The sequence below is a fragment of the Mycobacterium sp. ST-F2 genome, from assembly GCF_001905655.1.
Classification (GTDB): domain Bacteria; phylum Actinomycetota; class Actinomycetes; order Mycobacteriales; family Mycobacteriaceae; genus Mycobacterium.
The window spans coordinates 1-19,725 of sequence record NZ_JMHT01000082.1 but is presented as its reverse complement, the minus strand read 5'-3'; the positions used below and the strand labels follow the sequence as shown (position 1 = coordinate 19,725).

The 19,725-nt window shown below is 67.6% G+C and carries 16 protein-coding genes and 1 pseudogene; 7 read left to right on the top strand and 10 right to left on the bottom strand.

The features are described from left to right. The first annotated feature begins 205 nt into the window (after positions 1-205). Positions 206-955: a hypothetical protein gene (locus EB75_RS26235; protein ID WP_073698166.1), complete on the top strand. Its 750-nt coding sequence runs from the start codon at positions 206-208 to the stop codon at positions 953-955. Positions 956-958: 3 nt separating this feature from the next. Here EB75_RS26235 and EB75_RS26230 read toward each other — a convergent pair whose 3' ends face one another. The 3 genes from EB75_RS26230 to EB75_RS26220 form a co-directional block, all read right to left on the bottom strand. Next, positions 959-1,702: a cutinase family protein gene (locus EB75_RS26230; RefSeq protein ID WP_353651662.1), complete on the bottom strand. Its 744-nt coding sequence runs from the start codon at positions 1,700-1,702 to the stop codon at positions 959-961. Positions 1,703-1,969: 267 nt separating this feature from the next. Next, the gene (locus EB75_RS26225; RefSeq protein ID WP_083612580.1) at positions 1,970-2,704 is read right to left on the bottom strand and encodes a sulfite exporter TauE/SafE family protein; all 735 of its coding nucleotides are present in this window, start codon (positions 2,702-2,704) and stop codon (positions 1,970-1,972) included. Between the two features lie 62 nt (positions 2,705-2,766). Then, positions 2,767-3,426: a cysteine hydrolase family protein gene (locus EB75_RS26220; RefSeq protein WP_083612581.1), complete on the bottom strand. Its 660-nt coding sequence runs from the start codon at positions 3,424-3,426 to the stop codon at positions 2,767-2,769. A gap of 124 nt (positions 3,427-3,550) precedes the next feature. On the opposite strand from EB75_RS26220, the gene EB75_RS26215 reads away from it, so the two are divergent. Further along, positions 3,551-5,380: an acyl-CoA dehydrogenase gene (locus EB75_RS26215; protein WP_073698160.1), complete on the top strand. Its 1,830-nt coding sequence runs from the start codon at positions 3,551-3,553 to the stop codon at positions 5,378-5,380. A gap of 221 nt (positions 5,381-5,601) precedes the next feature. Then, on the top strand, positions 5,602-7,164 hold the full coding sequence (locus EB75_RS26210) for a CocE/NonD family hydrolase (protein WP_073698163.1): 1,563 nt from the start codon (positions 5,602-5,604) through the stop codon (positions 7,162-7,164). Here EB75_RS26210 and EB75_RS26205 read toward each other — a convergent pair. Together EB75_RS26205 and EB75_RS26200 are read right to left on the bottom strand one after the other, a co-directional pair. Next, complete coding sequence (locus tag EB75_RS26205) at positions 7,151-8,122, bottom strand: NADPH:quinone oxidoreductase family protein (RefSeq protein WP_073698159.1); 972 nt, start codon at positions 8,120-8,122, stop codon at positions 7,151-7,153. The genes EB75_RS26210 and EB75_RS26205 overlap by 14 nt on opposite strands. 57 nt (positions 8,123-8,179) lie before the next feature. Then, positions 8,180-9,034 (bottom strand): EamA family transporter, encoded by an 855-nt coding sequence (locus tag EB75_RS26200; RefSeq protein ID WP_083612578.1) that lies wholly within the window; start codon positions 9,032-9,034, stop codon positions 8,180-8,182. A gap of 66 nt (positions 9,035-9,100) precedes the next feature. On the opposite strand from EB75_RS26200, the gene EB75_RS26195 reads away from it, so the two are divergent. Genes EB75_RS26195 through EB75_RS26185 form a run of 3 tightly spaced genes read left to right on the top strand, consistent with a single transcriptional unit; the run spans position 9,101 to position 12,733 of the window. After that, positions 9,101-10,192, top strand: a complete 1,092-nt coding sequence (locus tag EB75_RS26195) for an NAD(P)-dependent alcohol dehydrogenase (RefSeq protein ID WP_073698158.1) — start codon at positions 9,101-9,103, stop codon at positions 10,190-10,192. A gap of 59 nt (positions 10,193-10,251) precedes the next feature. Next, on the top strand, positions 10,252-11,208 hold the full coding sequence (locus EB75_RS26190; protein WP_073698157.1) for an alpha/beta fold hydrolase: 957 nt from the start codon (positions 10,252-10,254) through the stop codon (positions 11,206-11,208). A 55-nt stretch (positions 11,209-11,263) separates the two neighbouring features. Further along, a complete protein-coding gene (locus tag EB75_RS26185) occupies positions 11,264-12,733 on the top strand; it encodes a flavin-containing monooxygenase (RefSeq protein ID WP_073698156.1) in 1,470 nt (489 codons plus the stop codon). Positions 12,734-13,030: 297 nt separating this feature from the next. On the opposite strand, the gene EB75_RS26180 is transcribed toward EB75_RS26185, so the two are convergent. The 5 genes from EB75_RS26180 to EB75_RS26160 form a co-directional block, all read right to left on the bottom strand. Continuing rightward, entirely contained in the window at positions 13,031-13,369 is a 339-nt protein-coding gene (locus EB75_RS26180) for an MmcQ/YjbR family DNA-binding protein (protein ID WP_073698155.1), read from the bottom strand. 72 nt (positions 13,370-13,441) lie between these two features. Further along, positions 13,442-14,353: a LysR family transcriptional regulator gene (locus EB75_RS26175; RefSeq protein WP_073698154.1), complete on the bottom strand. Its 912-nt coding sequence runs from the start codon at positions 14,351-14,353 to the stop codon at positions 13,442-13,444. A 12-nt stretch (positions 14,354-14,365) separates the two neighbouring features. Continuing rightward, entirely contained in the window at positions 14,366-16,750 is a 2,385-nt protein-coding gene (locus EB75_RS26170; RefSeq protein WP_073698153.1) for a CaiB/BaiF CoA-transferase family protein, read from the bottom strand. Between the two features lie 5 nt (positions 16,751-16,755). Continuing rightward, the gene (locus EB75_RS26165) at positions 16,756-17,940 is read right to left on the bottom strand and encodes an acyl-CoA dehydrogenase family protein (protein WP_073698152.1); all 1,185 of its coding nucleotides are present in this window, start codon (positions 17,938-17,940) and stop codon (positions 16,756-16,758) included. A 1-nt stretch (position 17,941) separates the two neighbouring features. Then, positions 17,942-19,045 (bottom strand): acyl-CoA dehydrogenase family protein, encoded by a 1,104-nt coding sequence (locus EB75_RS26160; RefSeq protein ID WP_073698162.1) that lies wholly within the window; start codon positions 19,043-19,045, stop codon positions 17,942-17,944. Between the two features lie 195 nt (positions 19,046-19,240). On the opposite strand from EB75_RS26160, the pseudogene EB75_RS26155 reads away from it, so the two are divergent. Next, a pseudogene (locus EB75_RS26155) lies at positions 19,241-19,725 on the top strand (acetyl-CoA acetyltransferase); the annotation flags it as partial.

The following is a 19,725-nucleotide window of genomic DNA, read 5'->3' as shown; positions in this document are numbered from 1 at the left end:
CGAACAACCTTCCCTCGAAAGAAGGTGTGCATCAAACTCGGGGCGGTTCACTGAATGTGCGCACTGGGATCGGTGCTGTGCGGTTCTGCCATTCGCTCCCGTTCAGATCCGTCGGTGGTACTGCGCTCACAGGTACGGCAAGGTTGTTCCCGGTATCGTCGCACGCACTCCGCGGGGGACGGGGAGTTGACGGTGGAGAGTGAAGATGTGGCCCGCGGTGTGGTCGGAGGTGCGGTGGGCCTTCACCCCGCCGCGCAGCTGGCTGCTGGGCGTCCTGGCCAACGTTGTGCTCGCCCTGGTGTGGCTTGCCGTGCAGCCGTTGACCTCTGGGGGACGACATCATCACGACTGGGTGATCCTTGTCGGCACCTACTTCTCGTCGTTTGTCCTCGCCGATACCACGACGACCAATGTGCTTGGTGCCGACCATGATCGGGTCCGACAGGGCTTGACGGATTCGGTGGCGCCATGGCGGATGCTGCTGCACAAGAACCTTGCGCTGCTGATTCTCGTCGGGCTGCCGACGCTCGCGGTCGCCGCGGTGCTGACGCTCTGGCTGGAATCCCCGGCCCGCCTCGGTGTGACGATCCCGAACGTCGCGGTCCCTATCCTGACCTGGCTCGGGGTGGGCAACGCGGTGTCGGTGCTGCTGCCGGTCGCCGAAGTGCCGCTGCGGCAGCGGTGGGGGCAGCGCCACGACCGGCGCCGTATTGCGTTCTGGTTGTCGTCGTTGGCGCTGCCGTACGCGCTGTACTTCGTCGCCGACCCGATCGGTGGCGTCGAACACCGCGAGCTGTGGCGGACGCTGCCGACGGCGGTGGCCCACGTCTTCGGTCCCGTGCTCGGCCGCGACACCAAAAGCGCTGTGCACCTTGGTATCGCGGTCACCGTATGGATCGCCGGGACCGTGTTCGCCGACTGGTGGGTGCGACGGCGCGGAGTGCAGTTCCGGTAACCGCTACTGGGGTGTTACGTCCGGAGCGGACGGTGCTGCCTCCTGCGGCCCGGGGAGCCATGGCGCGTTCGCCGGCATGTGGGCGGGCGCTGCGGTGGTCGGTGGCGTCGCGGCCGGGCTGGACTGACCGCGCCCGGCCTGGTCGGCGGCTTGCACCGGTGTCGACCACGGTGCGGGTCCGGCCAATGCATCGGCCGCCCACCCCGCCTGCAGTTGGCTCACCGCGAAGTTGACACCCTGGTTCACCAAACCGCTGTCGACGTAACCGTTGTGGGCATCGAAGCTCGATCCGTGTCCGTCACACACCAGGTCGTTGGTGACGCACAGATCGGTGGTCTTGGGCTGGTACACCGGGCCGACGGTGACGGCGGGAGAGCCGATGGCCCGCATGAATCGTGGGGACGGCTTGCCGAAGAGGGCAACGGCCGCAACGTGATCCGCGACATCGGGTGGCATGGGGGCGGGCACTTCGGCGGCGGAGATGCCGTCGGGAATGACGCCCGCGGTGACGAAGCCGGCGACGGCGGCGCCCTGCGAGAATCCGCCGAGCACCATCTTGGTCCGGGGACAGGCCGCCGCGGTCGTCACGATCTGCCTACGGGCATCGCGGATTCCGTCGATGGCGGTGGGGAAGTCGGTGGTCGCGGGATAGTCGACGGCATATACGTCAAGGGTTTTCGGGCTGATGGCGGTTCGCAGCGCATTTGACGAACGCCGTCCCGACCCCGCCGAGGCCGGGTGCTTCATCGGTGCCGCGGGCGAAGATGACCTGGGCGTCGGGACAATCGGCGGCGTGTGCTATCGGTGGGAGCGCTGCGGACAGCAATCCTGGTGGTACCACCAGGATTGCGGCAAGACTTCTGATTCGGCTTCTGCTTCTGCTTGGCCTCACGGATCCATGCTGACACACCGGTACCCCATTCGCCTGTTTAGTGGCGTTCGGCGCGTTGGATTCTTCACATACCAAAAGTCCGTTATTGCGTGTTGGCGGTATCGAATTCGGCGATGGGTCGACTACCGCAGCATCATGACCGTGAACGCGACGACGCTGACCACCACGATGCACGCGCGTAACCCATTGGGCGGCAGGCGTCGTCCGATCTTCGCGCCGAGGTATCCGCCGATCGTGGAGCCCACGGCCAGCAGCAGTGCCGGCAACCAGGCCACCTGGCCGACCACGATGAAGATGATGGCCGCGACCGAATTGACCAGTCCCACAGAGATGTTCTTGACGCCGTTGAGGCGCTGCAGATCTTCGGACACGAACAGCCCGAACAGGGCCATCATGATGATGCCTTGCGCCGCGCCGAAATAACCGCCGTATACGGCGCAGCCGAAAATGCCCAGGTACAGCGGTACGGCGTGGTCGGTGGTCCGCTGCGTGCCGTGGCGCGCGTCCAGGGCCCGGCGCAGCAGGGGCTGCACCAACACCAGCACGCCGGCCAGCAGGATCAGCCACGGCACCACCTCGGTGAACGCACCCGGTGGCAGTTTGAGCAACAGGGCCGCGCCGACGATCGCGCCGACCAGGGACACCGCGCCGAGCCTGACGATGCGGGGTCCCTGGCCGCCGAGCTCGTGCCGGTAGCCGTAGGCGCCGGTGAAGTTCCCGGGCACCAGCCCGACCGAGTTGGACATGTTGGCCACCAGTGGTGGGTAGCCGACGGCCATCAGTACGGGAAAGGTGATGAGGCTGCCGGAGCCGACGACTGCGTTGATCACCCCGGCGGCGATGCCGGCCAGCAGCACCGCGGTGATCGCGAGGGCGGTCAGGGGCGCGTCTTACTGTGCGGTCTCACGCCCTGAATTCTTCACTGGGCCGGCGCGGGCGTCGCAGCGGCCTGGAAGAACTGCTCGATGTCGGCTGTGTTCAGTGCTCCGACACCGATGAGTGCCAGGTCGGCCAACCGCTCCGGCGTCACCTGAGAGGTGGCATCGGTGACGAGCACGGCGCGGTAGTCGCGCTCGGAGGCGTCGAACAGGGTGGCGCGCGGACAGTTCGGCAGATTGCAGCCCGCGACCACGACGGTGTTCACCCCGAGATCGCGCAGATGTTCGTCCAGCGAGGTGCGGTAGAACGCCGACCACCGCGGCTTGAACATGACGACCTCGCCCGGCGCCGCGTGCTGAGTGCCGCCGGCCAGCAGCGAGTCGTAGTCCAGAGGGTGAGCCAGCAGTTCGGTGGGCACGGCGGCGCCGTCGGTGTGTGGTGCGGCGATCTGCTTCCCGGACTCGATGGCGGCCCGGCGTGGCGGGTCGGCGTCGCTGCCGCCCGGGACGTAGAGCCGCACGATGTGGACGATCGGCCGGTGCGCGGCGCGGAACGCCCCGAGCAGGCGCGCCATCGCGGGAACCCGCTCGGCGGTGCCGTCGACCCGCGCCGGGCCGGAGACGAAATCGTTCTGCACGTCGATCAGCACCAGGGCGCTGCGTGCCAGGTCAGGGGAGGTGTAGTCGTGGCCGCCAGACACGATCCCGATCTTTCCAGACGAACCGCCGACGCGGGTGAACGATTTTCCGCGCGTTCGGCGGAAGATCGCGCACAAATCCCAACTTACGGTTGCGTACGTTCTCGCCGCCGCCAATCCTTGGTACGTGAGCCACTACATCGCCAACGTGCGCGATATCGAGTTCAATCTGTTCGAAGTGTTGCCGCTCGGTGCGGCGTTGGACGCGGGTGGGTACGGCGATCTCGACGTCGAGACGGCACGTTCGATGCTCGACGAGGTCGCGCGGTTCGCGGAAGGCGTTGTGGCCGAGACGTTTGTCGAGGCCGACCGCAACCCGCCGGTATTCCTCCCCGACGAACACCGGATCACGGTGTCCGAGGAACTGTCCAAGACCGTGCGCGTGGTCAAAGAGGCCGAGTGGTGGCGCCTGGGCCTCGACGAGCGGGCCGGTGGGACGCCGGCTCCGGCGGCGCTGGTGTGGGCGATCCAGGAAATGCTCATCAGCGCGAACCCGTCGGCGACCTTCCTCTACGGCCTCGGGCCTGCCATGGCCCACTCGCTCGCCGAGGTCGGCACCGAAGAGCAGCAGCGCTGGGCGCAGAAGGCGATGGACAAGGGCTGGGCCGGCACCATGGTGCTGACCGAGCCCGACGCCGGCTCCGACGTCGGGGCGGGACGGGCCAAGGCCATCGCGCAAGAGGACGGGACCTGGCACATCGAGGGCGTCAAGCGCTTCATTTCCGGCGGCGACGTCGGTGACACCGCCGAGAACGTCTTCCACCTGGTACTGGCCCGGCCGGAGGGCGCGGCCCCGGGCACCAAAGGCCTGAGTTTGTTCTTCGTCCCCAATTTCCTGTTCGATCCCGAGACGCTCGAATTGGGTGAGCGCAACGGCGTCTACGTCACCGGTCTCGAGCACAAGATGGGCATCAAGTCCTCGCCGACGTGCGAGTTGACGTTCGGCGCCCACGGGAAACCTGCCATCGGATACCTCGTGGGCGGCGTGCACAACGGCATCGCGCAGATGTTCAAGGTCATCGAGAACGCGCGAATGACAGTGGGCGTCAAGGCCGCCGGCACGCTGTCGACCGGTTACCTCAATGCGCTGGCCTACGCCAAGGAACGCATCCAGGGCGCGGACCTCACCCACATGGCCGACAAGACGGCGCCGCGGGTGGCGATCATCGAACACCCTGACGTCAGGCGCAGCCTGATGACGCAGAAGGCCTACGCCGAAGGGCTGCGGTCGGTCTACCTGTACACCGCGGCCTATCAGAATGCCGATGTCGCGCAGCTGCTTTCGGGCGCTGACGCCGACCTGGCGCACCGGGTGAACGACCTGCTGCTGCCCATCGTGAAGGGCGTCGGCTCCGAGCGTGCCTACGAGATGCTCTCCGAATCACTGCAGACCCTCGGCGGGTCTGGGTTCCTGCAGGACTACCCGATCGAGCAGTACATCCGTGACGCCCGGATCGACGCGCTGTACGAGGGCACCACCGCCATCCAGTCGCTGGACTTCTTCTTCCGCAAGATCATCCGCGACCAGGGCTCGGCCCTGGCGCACGTGTCGAGCCAGATCACGGCCACCATCGCAGGTGCGGGGCCGGACCTCAAGCCTGAAACCGACAGGCTCGCAACAGCTCTGGCCGACGTGCAGGCGATGACCGCCACCTTGACCGGCTACCTCATGGCCGCCCAGGGTGACCCCGAGCAGCTCTACAAGGTCGGCCTGGGTTCGGTGCGGTTCCTGCTCGCGGTCGGTGACCTGATGATCGGTTGGCGGTTGATCCACGCCGCGGGCATCGCCCACGCCGCGCTCGACGGTGCCACCGAACGCGACCAGGCGTTCTACACCGGCAAGATCGCCGTCGCGAAGTTCTTCGCCAAGAACATGCTGCCGCTGCTGTCCGCGGTGCGTGAGGTCATCGAGACGCTCGACGTCGACGTCATGGAGCTGGAGACCGCGGCCTTCTAGCCCAGGCTCCCGCGATTTGAGCACGATTTTCCGCGGCTGCCGCGGAAAATCGTGCACAGATCCCTAGCCCCGTCGATCGGATCACAGTTCCGGTCCTCGATTGCTGTGGATGTGCTGCGGCCGTGGAAAATGGGTCTGCAGACCCCACGGCAGGACGAGGAGAGTGCGACGTGCGACGCGACACCCTGGCGTGGCTCGGCGCCCGCGCACTGACCCGACGCATGGGTCTGCCGCGGGCCAGGAGCTTCCGGGTCGAGCGGTCGCTGCCGGTGCCGATGCGCGACGGCGCCGTGTTGCTGGCCGACCATTACGCGCCGAAGACCCGCAAGCCGGCCGGCACGTTGCTGATGCGCGGGCCGTACGGCCGTGACGGCCTACCCACCCGGGTGTTCGCCGGGCTGTACGCCGGGCAGGGGTTCCACGTGGTGCTGCAGAGCACGCGCGGCACCTTCGGGTCCGACGGCGCGTTCGAGCCGGGCCGGCATGAGGTCGACGACGGCGCCGACACCGTCGAGTGGCTGCGCGAACAACCTTGGTATGCAGGCGAATTCGCCACCGTCGGCGCGTCCTACCTCGGGTTCACCCAGCTGGCGCTCCTGGTCGACCAGCCCGCCGACCTGACCACCTCCGTGATCACCATGGCACCGCACGACTTCGGTCATTCGGTGTGGAGCACCGGATCCTTCGCACTCGGCGACTTCCTGGGCTGGAGCTACCAGGTGGCCTGGCAACACCGCGGCGGCTGGATCCGTCAGATCCTGCGTGGCATGGCGACGCCGCGGACCCTGAAGCCGGTGTTGGAGACCCTGCCGCTCGATCCGGCCGCCGCCGAACTGCTGGGTGGTCGTACGCCGTGGTTCAACAGGTGGCTCGACCAGCCCGATCCATCGTCGCCGTACTGGGCCGAGACCGGCGTCGCGGCGGCGCTCGACAACCTCCGCGGCCCGGTTTTGCTCATCACGGGCTGGCAGGACGCGTTTGTCGACCAGACCCTGGAGCAGTACCGGCGGCTGCGGGCCCGCGGCATCGAGGTGGCGCTGACGGTGGGGCCGTGGACCCACGGCTCGGGCGGCACCGAGGCCATCAAGGAATCCGTGCTGTGGCTGGACGGTTCGCGCCGCGCCGCGGCTCCGGTGCGGATCTGCGTCGCCGGCGGTGACTGGCTCGACATGCAGGAGTGGCCGCCGCCGGCCGACGAGCAGGTGTGGCACCTGCATCCCGGTGCGGCGCTGGCCCACACCCCACCGGACAGCGGTGCCCCGTCGACCTTCATCTATGACCCGGCCGACCCGACGCCGAGTGTCGGTGGGCGCCTTCTGGTCTCCGGCAAGTCCGGTTACATCGACGACACCGAGCTGGCCGAGCGATCCGACGTCCTGGCCTTCACCGGTCCCGTATTGTCCGCCGACCTCGACGTCATCGGAACGCCCTACGTCGAACTGGACCACCGTACCGACAATCCGCACGCCGACCTGTTCGTGCGGATCAGTGACGTTGCGCCCGACGGACATTCGACCAACGTCACCGACGGATACCTACGGCTCACCGCCGCGGACGCACCCGAGGCGCACCTGCGCCTCGAACTCGACGCGACCGCTTACCGATTCGCCGCCGGGCACCGTATCCGGCTGCTGATCGCCGGCGGCTGTTTCCCGCGCTTCGCGCGCAATCTGGGCACCGGCGACCCGCTGGGCACCGCCACCCGGATGGTGCCGTCGGTGCACACCGTCGCGCACGGCGACGGCGGGCAGTCCCGGCTGGTGTTGCCCGTCAGCGCACCCTGACGACCACTTTGCCCTTGGCAGAACGGTTTTCCAACGATGCGATGGCCTCCGCGGCACGTTCCAATGGGTACACCTCGGGCACCGGCGGGACCACCGCGCCGGACGCCAGCAGCGGCTCCAGCTCCTCCCACTGCTCGGCGAGATAACCCGGGTGGGTCATGGCCCACGCACCCCAGCCGACGCCGACCGCGTCAACGTTGTTGAGTAGCAGGCGGTTCACCTTGACCGTCGGGATATCGCCGCCCGTGAATCCCACGACCAGCAGCCGGCCCCCGGGAGCCAGCGATCGAAGAGAATCGGTGAACCGGTCGCCACCGACCGGATCGAGGATCAGGTCGACACCGCGGCCGCCGGTCAGCTCACGCACCGCGTCTTTGAAGCCGTCGGCCGGCACCACATCGGAAGCACCTGCCGCCCGGGCGATTTCGGCCTTCTCCTGCGAGCTCACCACCGCGATGGTGCGGGCGGCGCCGAACGCCGGGGCCAACCGCAGGGTCGACGTGCCGATGCCGCCGGCGGCGCCGTGCACCAGCACCGTCTCACCGGCGGTCAGGCGGCCGCGGGTCCGCAGCGCGCAGTGCACCGTCAGATCGTTGAACAGCAAGCCGGCGCCGGCCTCGAACGACACGGTGTCGGGCAGCTTGAAGACCCGATCGGCCGGTAGCGCAACGACTTCGGCCATCGCGCCCGACAGCATGGTCAGGGCCGCCACCCGGTCACCGGCCGCCACATGCGCGCCATCGGGTGCGCTGCGCACGACGCCCGCGAGTTCGGCGCCCGGGGTGTACGGCAGCTCGGGCTTGTGTTGATACAGGCCGCGGGACTGCAGGGCGTCGGGGAAGGCGACGCCGGCCGCGTGCACCTCGATCACCACGGCGCCGGTGCCGTCAGGCTCGGGAATCTCGTTCACTTCGGCGGCTTCGGGGCCGTCCAACCGGGCGATCTGAATGGCGCGCATGGTGGGTCCTGTTCTGTAGGCCTGCCGGTGGGTCACTGTCACTGTCGCATGTCGACCTCAGGACGCGTCCCGGGCACCGAGTAAAAGCCCGGCCACCACCAGTCCGATGCCCGCGATCTCGCCGACGCTCGGGATCTGGTCGAGCACCGTGAGGCCGATGACGGCGGCGGTGACAGGCAGCAGCGCCAGCAGGATCGCGAACCTCGCCTGCCCGACCTGGCGCAGGACGATCTGGTCGAGTGCATAGGGAATGGCGGTCGAGAGCAGTCCGACTCCGACACCGAGCAGCCAGGTGCGCGGGTCCAGGAACACCGCGGCGTTCGTCTGAGCCTGCAGCAGCACGATGACCGGGCCCAAAATGAGCGCCGCGGTGGACAATCCGAGGGCCAGGGTGTCCAGCCCGCCGTGGGTGTCGGCCACCCGTTTGCCCACCAGGATGTACCCCGCCCACAGGGCCGCCGCGGCGAGCGCCCAGACCACACCGGCGAGTTCGGAGGTGAACTCGATACCGGCCAGCAGCGCCACCCCGCCGGCGGCGAGGACGGCCGCGGCAATGTCACGCGGTCGGCGGGATCCGAGCGTGGCCACCAGCGTCGGCCCGATGAACTCCACGGCGACGGCCGTGCCCAATGGGATACGGGCCAGCGCTTCGTAGAACGCGATGTTCATGCCGACGGTGATCAGCCCGAACATCGTCGCGATTGCGACGCGGCGGCGCGTCAATCGCACGCGCCACGGCCGGCGCCATGCAGCCAGCACCAGTGCTCCGGCGGCGGCCCGCAGCCACGCCACCGTGGCCGGTTGCGTCGTCGAGAAGAGGAACACCCCGATCGCCGCGCCGAGGTACTGCGAGGCTGCACCGGTGACGAAGACGGCGGGGACCGACCATCCCGGCAGCGGACGGTGCTTCACCGGCGCTCTTGACGCGTGTCGATACCGGTCATTCGGCGCAGATTACCGGCGTCCTACCATCCGTGGATGATCGACGCACGTGCCGCGGTGTTGCTTCGCGCGGGTTCGACCCCCGAACTGACCGACGTCCAGATCCGCGAGCCACGGGGCGCCGAGGTGCTCGTCGGCATCAACGCGGTCGGCATCTGCCATACGGACATCAGCACGGCGGCGCGCTGGCCGGAGAAGCGGCTGCCCATGGTGTTCGGTCACGAGGGTGCCGGCACCGTCCTGGCGACCGGGCCGGACGCCCGCATCGACGTCGGCGGGCAGGTCGTCCTGACTTTCGCCAGCTGCTCGCAGTGCGCCGCCTGCGTCTCCGACACGCCCGCGTACTGCGACCAGGCGACGCGCCTGAACATGGCCGGTGACCGCGGTGACGATGCGAGCGCGCTGCGGTTGGACGGTCAGCCGATCCGGGGTGGCTTCTTCGGCCAGTCGAGCTTCGCCACCCACGCGCTGGCCAACACGTCCAACGTCGTGGTGCTGCCGGATGGCATCGACGCGCCGCTGGCGGCGCCGTTGGCCTGCAGTGTGCAGACCGGTGCCGGTGCGGTTCTGCACACCTTGGCGGCCGGACCCGACGACGCGCTGGTGGTGTGGGGCGCCGGGGCGGTGGGCCTCTCGGCGGTGATGGGTGCGCGCATCGCCGGGTGCCGCACCATCGTCGCGGTCGATCCGATCGCCGAACGACGTTCGTTGGCAATGGAATTGGGCGCCACCGGATCCGTCGACTCGGCATCGGGGACGCTACCGGCCGAGATCATGGAACTCACCGGGGGCGGTGCGACGCTGGCCGTCGACACCACCGCGCGCGGCGACGTCATCGGCACGGCGTTGTCGCTGCTGCGCAAGTGCGGCACCCTCGCGCTCGTCGGGCTGGGTGCCCTGACCGCCGAGCTGCCCGTGGGCCTGATCCTGGCCAACGGGCTCCGGGTCCAGGGCGTCATCGAAGGGGACAGTGAGCCGCACACCTTCATCCCGCGACTCGCTGAACTGGTCCTGCAGGGTGAGTTGCCCGTCGACAAACTGGTACGCACTTACCAGTTCGGCAGCTTCGCCGACGCCTGGACCGACGCCAAGGCCGGTTTTGCCGTCAAACCCGTGCTGGTTGTTTAGGTAGTCTTGCTGGTACGGGATGTCCCGCCGGCAACGTCGCCGAACCCGATCGGAGCAGCATGACCGCTTTCCAACAGTCCCAGCTGGTCAAACCCGGGCGTCCCGCGGCGCTGCCACCAGGGCGCTCCATGGAGATCACCGCTGTCGACGGCACCCGGCTTCACGCCGAGGTTTTCGGTCCCGAACACGGACAGCCCATCGTCTTCGCGCACGGCATCACCTGCGCCATCGGTGTGTGGGGCAACCAGATCGCGGATCTGGCGACCGACTACCGGGTCATCGCGTACGACCACCGCGGGCACGGACAGAGCGGCGCCCCGAAGGGCCGCAACAAGTACAACCTGGACTTCCTGGCGGCTGACCTCGACGCGGTATTGACGGCGACGCTGAAGCCGGGGGAGCGGGCCGTGATCGCCGGGCACTCGATGGGCGGTATCGCCATCACATCGTGGGCGCAGCGGTACCCGCAGCGCGTCAAGGACTGCGCGCATGCGGTCGCCCTCATCAACACCACGACCGGCGACCTGCTCAAGCTGGTCCAGCTGGCGCAGGTGCCGAATTCCCTGGCGAAGTCCCGGGCCTACGCGGCCGGCCGCATCCTCAAGACCTTCGGCGGCGCCCCTCTGGTGCCGGGTTCGCGCAAGGCAGCTCGCCAATTCGTCGCGATGATCGCGGTCGGTCGTGATGCCGACCCGGCGGTCGCCGACTACGTCTACGAGCTGTTCATGGGCACCTCCGCCGCCGGTCGCAGCGGATGGGTCAACGCCCTGGTGGACAACCTCGATGCTCATCACATCGGCCTCGACAACCTCACGGTGCCGACACTGGTCATCGGCAGCACCAAGGACCGGCTGTTGCCCATCGAGGCGTCCCGCCGGATCGCCCGGAACGTCCCGAACCTGTGGTCGTTCGTCGAACTGGGCGGCGGGCACTGCGCCAACCTCGAGCGGCCGGACCAGGTCAATCAGCATCTGCGGGCGCTGCTCGTCGGGTCGGCACACAGCTCGACGGCCTAGGATCGCGATGTCCTAAGGTGGAACCGGCGGTACCGGATTTGATCAAGGGAGATTCATGACGGGTAGCGACGGCGAGTTCTTCGATGTGCTGATCATCGGTGCCGGTATCTCCGGCATCGGCGCCGCATACCGACTGCGCCAACAGAACCCTCAGGTCACCTACGCGATCCTGGAGCGGCGGGCGCGCATCGGCGGCACCTGGGACCTGTTCCGTTATCCCGGAATTCGTTCGGACAGTGACATTTTCACGCTGAGCTTCCCGTACCAGGCGTGGACCAGGCCGGAGAACATCGCTGACGGCGATCACATCCGCGAATACCTGACCACCGCGGCGCGCACCCACGGCATCGATCGCCACATCACGTTCAACACCCATGTGCGGTCGGCGGATTGGGATTCGGCCACCGACAGCTGGACGGTGCAGACCGTGCAGGACGGCGAGGCGAAGTCCTACCGCGCCCGATTCCTGTTCTGCGGCACGGGCTACTACAACTACGACCGGGGGTACACCCCGGATTTCCCCGGTATCGACACTTTCGCCGGCGAGGTCGTCCATCCGCAGTTCTGGCCGGAGTCACTGGACTACGCCGGCAAGAAGGTGGTGGTGATCGGCAGCGGCGCCACGGCCGTCAGCCTGGTACCGGCCCTGGCGAAGACTGCCGCGAAGGTGACCATGCTGCAGCGGTCGCCCACGTACCTCATGTCCCAGTGGCAGATCGATCCGATGGTCAACCTGATCCGGAAGCTGTTGCCGCGCAAGATCGCTCACCGCGTCGTGTGGTTCCGTAATGTGCTGATCGGGGTGCTGAGCTACAACCTGCTGCGCAAGTTCCCGAAGGGTGGCCGCCGGCTGATCCGCAGCCGGGCCATGGCCGCGCTGCCGGCCGGTTACCCGGTGGACGTGCACTTCAACCCGAAGTACGACCCGTGGGATCAACGCCTGTGTGCGGTGCTCGACCGGGACATCTTCACCGCCATCGGGGACGGGCGCGCCGAGGTCGTCACCGACCACATCTCGCACGTCGACGCGACCGGCATCGTGCTGAAATCCGGTGGGCGCGTTGATGCCGACATCATCGTCACCGCTACGGGGCTCGAGTTGCAGGCCCTCGGCGGCATCTCCTTGGCCGTCGACGGTGTCCCGATCACGCCGTCCGATCGCTTCGTCTACAAGGAGTTCCTGCTCGAGGACGTGCCGAACATGGCGTGGTGCCTGGGCTACACGAACGCGTCGTGGACCCTGCGCGCCGACATGACGGCCCGGGCCTTCGCGAAGCTGGTGGCGTACATGGATTCGCACGGTTACACCCACGCGTACCCGCATCTGGGTGATGTGCCGATGGACGAGAAGAAGACCTTCGACCTCGACGCCGGCTACATCAATCGCAACCCCCACGCCCTACCCAAGTCCGGTACGCATCGCCCGTGGCATGTCCGGCACAACTACGTGCTGGACGTCATCGACCACCGTTTCGACCGCATCGAAGAGTCCATGGTGTTCGGCCGGGCGGCGCAGCGGGTCTGACGGTCTCCCGCGAGCGGTCACCTGCGTAGTGCGGAACGTCGGCCTCGCGTTGAGCGTGCGATGAGGATCTTCGCTACTCGAACTTTGTGAGCGCCAGCGCACGGTCAACGCGCACAACGCTTTTGCTTGTCGAGTGCCCAGCAGGCAGTGGGCCGCGACTGTGCCGTCGGGTCGCCGATTTCACGGATTCGACCGTCTGATTGCACAGTCACGAAATCGCTGAACCACACGTCGCCGCGACTGTGCAATCAGCGCGCCTCACACGCGGATCTGACGATCTATATGCACCTTCGGCATTCAGGACTCCTCGGGCTCGGTGAGTCTGGACGGGGCTGCCAGGCGCCAGGAATCGGTGAGGATGTCGGTCAGTTCCTGCTCGTCGTCAAGGGCCTCCAGCCGAACCCGTACCCACGACGACGCAGCTTCGTGTCGCGGTACCCAGAATTTGTGCGGCTCCGCGGCGATCAACTCTTCGCGGTCAAACCTGGGGCAGCGCACCGCAAACGAGGTCTCATCGTCGGGCACGGTGACGAACATCTTGCGCGCGACATCGAACGTCGGATGGCCCCACCGCTCCTTCTCGCGGGTCTCGGGAAGGGACAGTGCGATGCGGCGCACATCGTCGGCGTCGAGCACGGTTTCGAACCTTCCGGGGACAGTGTTGTTCGTCGAGGCAGCCTACCGCCGAGCTCTGACACCGATCGAGAGTCAGGCGAGGGCCGTGGCCAACTGGTCCACCACAGCCTCGATCTCGGCCGGGTCACTCAGCCGGTCCGGCGCCCACGCCAGAGCGATTTTGGCTGGCGCCCAGGTGCTTTCGTCGATGGGGATCAGCTTGAACTCGGGCGGGGAGAAGATGCGACCGAGCGTCGACGCCGGTGCGTAACTGACCAGCGCCACGAGGTACCGGTTGAATACGTGGCTGGCCATCTCGAGCTCACCGCCCAGCTGACTGACCGTCCGCACGATGCGCGTGATGCCCCGCGCGTTGAGACCCCGCGTCATCTGGGCCAGCACGATGGGATTGGGCCGTGCGAAGTCGATGACGACGTCGCGCTCACGCAGGTCCTCGATGGCGATGATGTCGCTGGCGGCCAACGGATCGTCGAAACGCACCGCGGCAGCACCCGGGTAGCTCGCCACCACCCGGTGCCGGATGCGTTTGTCCGCGGACGGCAGATGGATCAGGCCCAGGTCCAGATGCCCGGAGACGAGTTTGGCGATGACCTCCGCCGCCGACCCGGGCATGCTGTACTCGGTGGGCATCGCGAGGCCGCCGATGGCCTGCTCGAATCTGGCCAGGAAATCCGACGGCGCATAGGCGGTCGCCCCGATGCGAATGGGGTTGGTCGCCTGCGTGATTCGTGACGCGGTGGTTTTCAGATCGTCGACTCGTCGCAGGATGTCGCGCGCCGGCTCCAGTAACTGCGCGCCGAGCGGGGTCAGGCGGACCTCGTGGTATGTCCGCTCGAAGAGCGCCCCGCCGAGTTCGCGCTCCAGCAGTTTGATCTGCTTGCTCAGCGGCGGTGGGGTGATCATCAACCGGTCGGCGGCCCGTTTGAAGTGCAGCTCTTCTGCGACTGCGACGAAGTAGCGAAGCCGGGTGAAATCGATTTCCATGGGGAGTGTCGGTTACCGTCCCGAATGTGCTACTGCCGCAGGTACTTCGAGGACGCCGCGGGCGATGAGGTCATCGATCTGCTCGTCGTCCAGGCTGAGCAGCTCTGCGGCGATCTCGCGGGTCTGCTCCCCGAGCAGGGGCGCCTGCCCCAGCGGGGGATCGGGGATGAGGTCAGCATGGATTTGCACGTTCTCCATCATGAATGGTGCGGCGCCATGCGGGTGCAGTTCCTCCCGGAACGCCCGGCGCTCCACGTAGTAGTCCCACGTCGGGACCTCGGCCGCATGGAACACGGCTCCCGCGGGCACCCCCGCGGCCTGCAACAGCGTCATCGCGTCCGCCGGGGTGCGCTGGGACGTCCACGTGCCGAGGGCTTCATCGATCCGCGCACGCTGCCGGTCCCGCCCGGCCCGAGAGCCGAGATCCGGGTCGGTGTGCAGATCCGGCCGGCCGATCACCTCGCACAATGCCGACCAGTCAGCGTCATCGCGGACGGTGACCGCGACCCAGGCATCGTCACCAGAGCCGGGGTACAGACCCCACGGTGCGTCGTGAACCGGCTGGTCATCGGATACATGGCCGCGATTGGTCAGCACCTCGCCGGCGATGTCGTCGGCCAGGTGGCTGAGCATGACCTCGGCTTGGGCGATGCTCGCCGCTCCACCACCGCCGCTGTGTTCCCGGCGCAGCAGCAGGGCGACGGCGCTCAGCGCGCCGATCCGCGCTGCCACGTGATCGGGGTAGACGGTGACGGTGTCGCAGAAGACATCCGGGTTGTCCGGGTAGGCCCACAACTCGGTGAAGCCCGCCGCGGCGCGTACGAGCGGTCCGTAGCCGAGCCGTTTCGCCCAGGGCCCGGTGGGCCCGTACGCCGAGCTGTCGACCACGACGATGCCCGGATTGATCTGCTGCAGCGTGGCGAAGTCCATGCCGAGTGCTGCTGCCACGCCGGGTTTGAAGTTGCTCAGGACGACGTCGGACTGCGCCACCAGCCGGTGTGCCAGTGCCCGGCCTTCGTCGGACCTCAGGTCGATGCCGATGGACCGCTTGTTGCGGTGACCGGCGGCGTAGGCCTGCGTCATGCGGGTGAGGCTGATGCGCAGGCCATCGGGGAAGGCCGAGTTCTCGATCTTGACGACGTCGGCGCCAAGATCGGCGAACAGGCGGCCGGTGTCGCTGCCGACGACGATCACGCCGAGGTCCAGCACGCGCACCCCTTCCAGGGGCAGCCCGAGGTCGCCGCGGTCGCGCGCGGTGAGGGTGGGTGCGGCGCGGAGCCGTCGGTCACTCGCTGTGTTGATGTTCACGCTGCTGGCCCGGTGACCGTCGATCTCGACGACGCCGACCGGCACGGGTGCCGACAATCCGGGGGCGAGCTCTGTCTCGCGGAAAAAGCCCCGTGCGGCAACCTGTTCGGTGGACAGCGCCTCGGCCAGGCTCAACACCGCCGCTGTCGGTACGCCGTGGCGTTGCCCGGCAAGTTCCAGTTCGGCGCGGGTCTTGTCGGAACAGAACTGCTCGATGGCCCCGAACAGGGTTGCGGACGCGAAACGCTCGCGGAGGCTGTTGAACTTCGGGTCGGCGAATTCCTCCGGGCGCCCCATCCACTCGAACATGCCCTGCCACTGGCGTTTTGCCAGCACACACATGCGGACGTGGCCGTCCTTGCATTTGAAGATCGGGTAGCGCTGCTGCTCGGCGATCCAGTCGCGCTTCTGCTCGCTGATGGGGACCCCCACGGCCGCACTGCCCGCGGTGCCGAACGGCGGATCGAGGGTCTGCATCGCTCCCTCCAGTAGAGAGAAATCGATGAGATCGCCTGTGCCCGTGCGTAAGCGGTCCAGAAAGACGCTCAGCGTGAAGAACGCGGCCTGGGAGGCGGCGACGTGATAGGGCAGGTCCGCACTCGGCGGCACCAGCGGTGCCCGTCCCGGGATGCCCGACCGGGACAGCTCACTGGTCAGCGCGTGCAGTACGGGGGTAGTGGCCTGCCACCCGCGGTAACTGGTATCGCGGCCGAAGTCGCTGATCGACAGAATGACCAACGACGGATGGTCCGCATGAATCTGCTTGACCGCCAAGGACTCTTCGGCGCTCGACCCCGGGCGGGTGTTCTCGATGAGGATGTCGGCGGTCGACAGCAACTCCGCCCACGACTGTTGCCCGGCCGCCGTCGACGGGTCGATCTCGACCGTCGGGACGCCGTGGCGATTGATGGCGGTGCCGATCGGCACGCCGTCGACCCGCGGTCCGACGGTGTCGCCGGCGGTCACGCCCGCCAGATTCACCGCAGTGACTTGGGCACCGAGATCAGCCAGGAGCCGACCGACGGCCGTGATGGGTCCGGCCGTCAGATCGAGAATCTCGACCCCGGCGAGGGGTGGGTCGTAGGCCATGCCGGTCAGCTCCGTCGGGCCTGGCGGAAGGGGATATTGCGATCGGGCTCAGGCTCTTTCGGCAGACCGAGCACACGTTCGCCGATGATGTTGCGCTGCACCTGGTCGGTACCGCCGCCGATCGAGGTGAAGAACGCGTTGAGCGCCAGGAAGTTCACGTCGTCGGCTTCGGCGTTGTCTGGGCCCGCCAGCAGCGACTCGGCTCCGATGATCTCGGTCTTCAGTGCCGCCTCGGAGTGCAAAATGCGGGACATCGCGAGCTTGCCCAGCGACATGATCGAGCTCGACGTGCCCTGGCTGGTGGCCGCCTTGGCGCGAAGATTGTTCAGCCGGTTGAGTTCCCGTAGCGCCAGCACATCGGCCAGCTTCTCGCGTACCGCGGAATCATCGAGGCGACCGTGGCTGCGGGCGAGTTCGACGAGACTGTCGGCCTTGGACTTGTTCCGTGACCCGCGGCCGCCGTCGCCCATGATGGAGCGCTCGTAGGCCAGGGCGGTCTGCAAGACGCGCCAGCCGTTGCCCTCTCCGCCAATGAGATTGGCGTTCGGTACCGTCGCATCGGAGATGAACACCTCGTTGAAATGCGCTTCGCCGGTGATCTGAACTAAGGGTCGCACCTCGATACCGGGCTGGCGCATGGGGATGATGAAGTAGCTCATGCCCTTGTGCTTGGGCACATCCCAGTCGGTGCGGGCGATCAGCAGGCCGTATTCGGATGTCGCCGCGCCGGAGGTCCACACCTTCTGGCCGTTCACGACCCAGCGGTCGCCGTCGCGCACCGCGGTGGTGCTGACGCCGGCCAGATCCGATCCGGCGCCGGGCTCGCTGTAGAGCAGACACGTGCGGGCCGCGCCTGTCAGGAAGTCGCGCAGCAGTTCATGTTTCAGCTCGTCGGAGCCGAATGCGAACAGGGTGTTGGCCGGGATGTTGTGCCTGTCCTGGCACGCGCCCGGGGCTTTGACAGCGCGGAATTCCTGCTGGATCACCGCGGCGAGCTTGCTCGGGTAGGCCCGGCCGAACCATTCGGCCGGATATGTCGGTACCGCGTACCCAGCGTCCAGAACCTTTTCCCGCCAGGCGATTTCCTCGGGGGAGCTGACCCACGGGTCGTCCGACGGCGGCAGCGAGGTCCAGTTCTGCGCAAGCCAGTCGCGTACCTCGGTGCGCAGGTCATCTGCGGTCAGAGTCATATCAGGCTCCCTTCGATGCGAGGTAGCGCTCACGGTGATCACGTGAACTGCCGAACAGTTGACGGCCGGTGCGTGCCCGGCGCAGGAACATGTGGGCGGGGTGCTCCCAGGTGAAGCCGATGCCGCCGTGCATCTGGATCGCCTGCATGGCCGTGGTGTGATAGGCCTCCGCACAAGCGAATCCGGCCAGCGCGACGGCACCGTCGGCGCCGGCCGGGTCGGCATCGAATTGCGCTGCCGCGTGCTGCGCGGCCGACGTGGCCGATTCGACTTCCAGCAGCAGGTCGGCCGCCATGTGCTTGAGGGCCTGAAAGCTGCCGATGGGTCGCCCGAACTGGATGCGCGTCTTGAGGTATTCGACGGTGAGGTCGAACAGGCGACGGGTGCCGCCGACCTGCTCACCGGCGAGGGCGATCACCGTGAGTGACAGTGCCTGTTCGACGGCGGCCCAGCCGGTGGTGCCGATGCGGCGGGCCGGGGTCTGCTCGAAGGTGTAGGTCGACAGCCGGACCGTGCGATCGAAAACTGTTGCGGCAGTGCGGTCGCAGCCGGGAGCGTCCGGGGTGACCTCGAAGATCGCGATGCCCTCGTCGGTCTTCGCGACAACGATGACGACGTCGGCGATCTGCCCGTCCAGCACGTACTGCGCGTTGCCGGAGAGGCGGTACTCCGCGCCGTGCGCAACCGCCTGCACCGCAATGCCTTCCGGTGACCAGGTACCGCGAGGTCCGGTAGCCGCGACGGTGGCGATCGATGCGCCCGAGGCCAGCCCCGGCAGCAGCCGCGCCTTGTCCTCGTCGGTGCCGGCGGCCTGGATCAACGCCGTGGCGAAGACCGCGCTCGACAGGAACGGGGCGGGCAGCAGTGCGGCGCCGGTGACCTCGGCGACCGCCTCGAGCTCCTGTGCGCCCAGCCCGACACCGTCGTATTCGGGATCGATGATCAGGCCGGCGACACCCTGGGCGGCCAGCTTGTGCCAGAGGTCGCGATCGAATCCGTCGTCAGTGCCCATGATCCGGCGCACGTCGGCTTCGGTGCAATGCTCGCTGAGCAGGTCTTTCACGGCTGCGGCGAGTTCGGCGCGATCGGCCACGCTCATCGTCATGTGTTCACCCTTCTGCATGTCAGGGTCCATGCAATGCTGTCGGTGGCCGCCCTGTAAATCGCATTGTGCGACACCTGCACGTTTCCTCATGCGACATCTGCAGTACCTGAGGACGACTGGATGTCCCGAACGCTCATGTGTGGGTTTCCGTGGTGGTCGTTTACAGCACGGGTCCGGTGCCGCCATGGTGGACGTATGCCCCTTGATCCCAGGACACCGGTGCTCGTCGGGTACGGCCAGGTGAACCAGTACGACGAGAACCCCGGTAGCGAGCCGGTCGATCTGATGGAGGCGGCGGCCCGGGAGGCGGCGGAGGCCCGAGTCCTCGAGGCCGTCGACGCGGTCCGGATCGTCAACCTGCTGTCGGTGCGGTACCGGGATCCGGGTCTGCTGCTGGCGCAGCGCATCGGCGCCCCGAACGCCACCACGCGGTACACGCCGATCGGCGGCAACGTGCCGCAGTCGCTGGTGAACCAGGCGTGCCTGGATATTCAGCAGGGGCGTAACGAGGTGGTGTTGATCGCCGGTGGTGAAACCTGGCGTACCCGAACGCGTTTGAAGGCGCGCGGTGAGCGGCTGGTCGGTACTGAGCAGGCCGACTCGGTGCCGCTCGCGCCCAGCGACCCCGAATTCACGATGGCCGGGCCCGCCGAACTCCGGATCGGGTTGGTGGCGCCGTC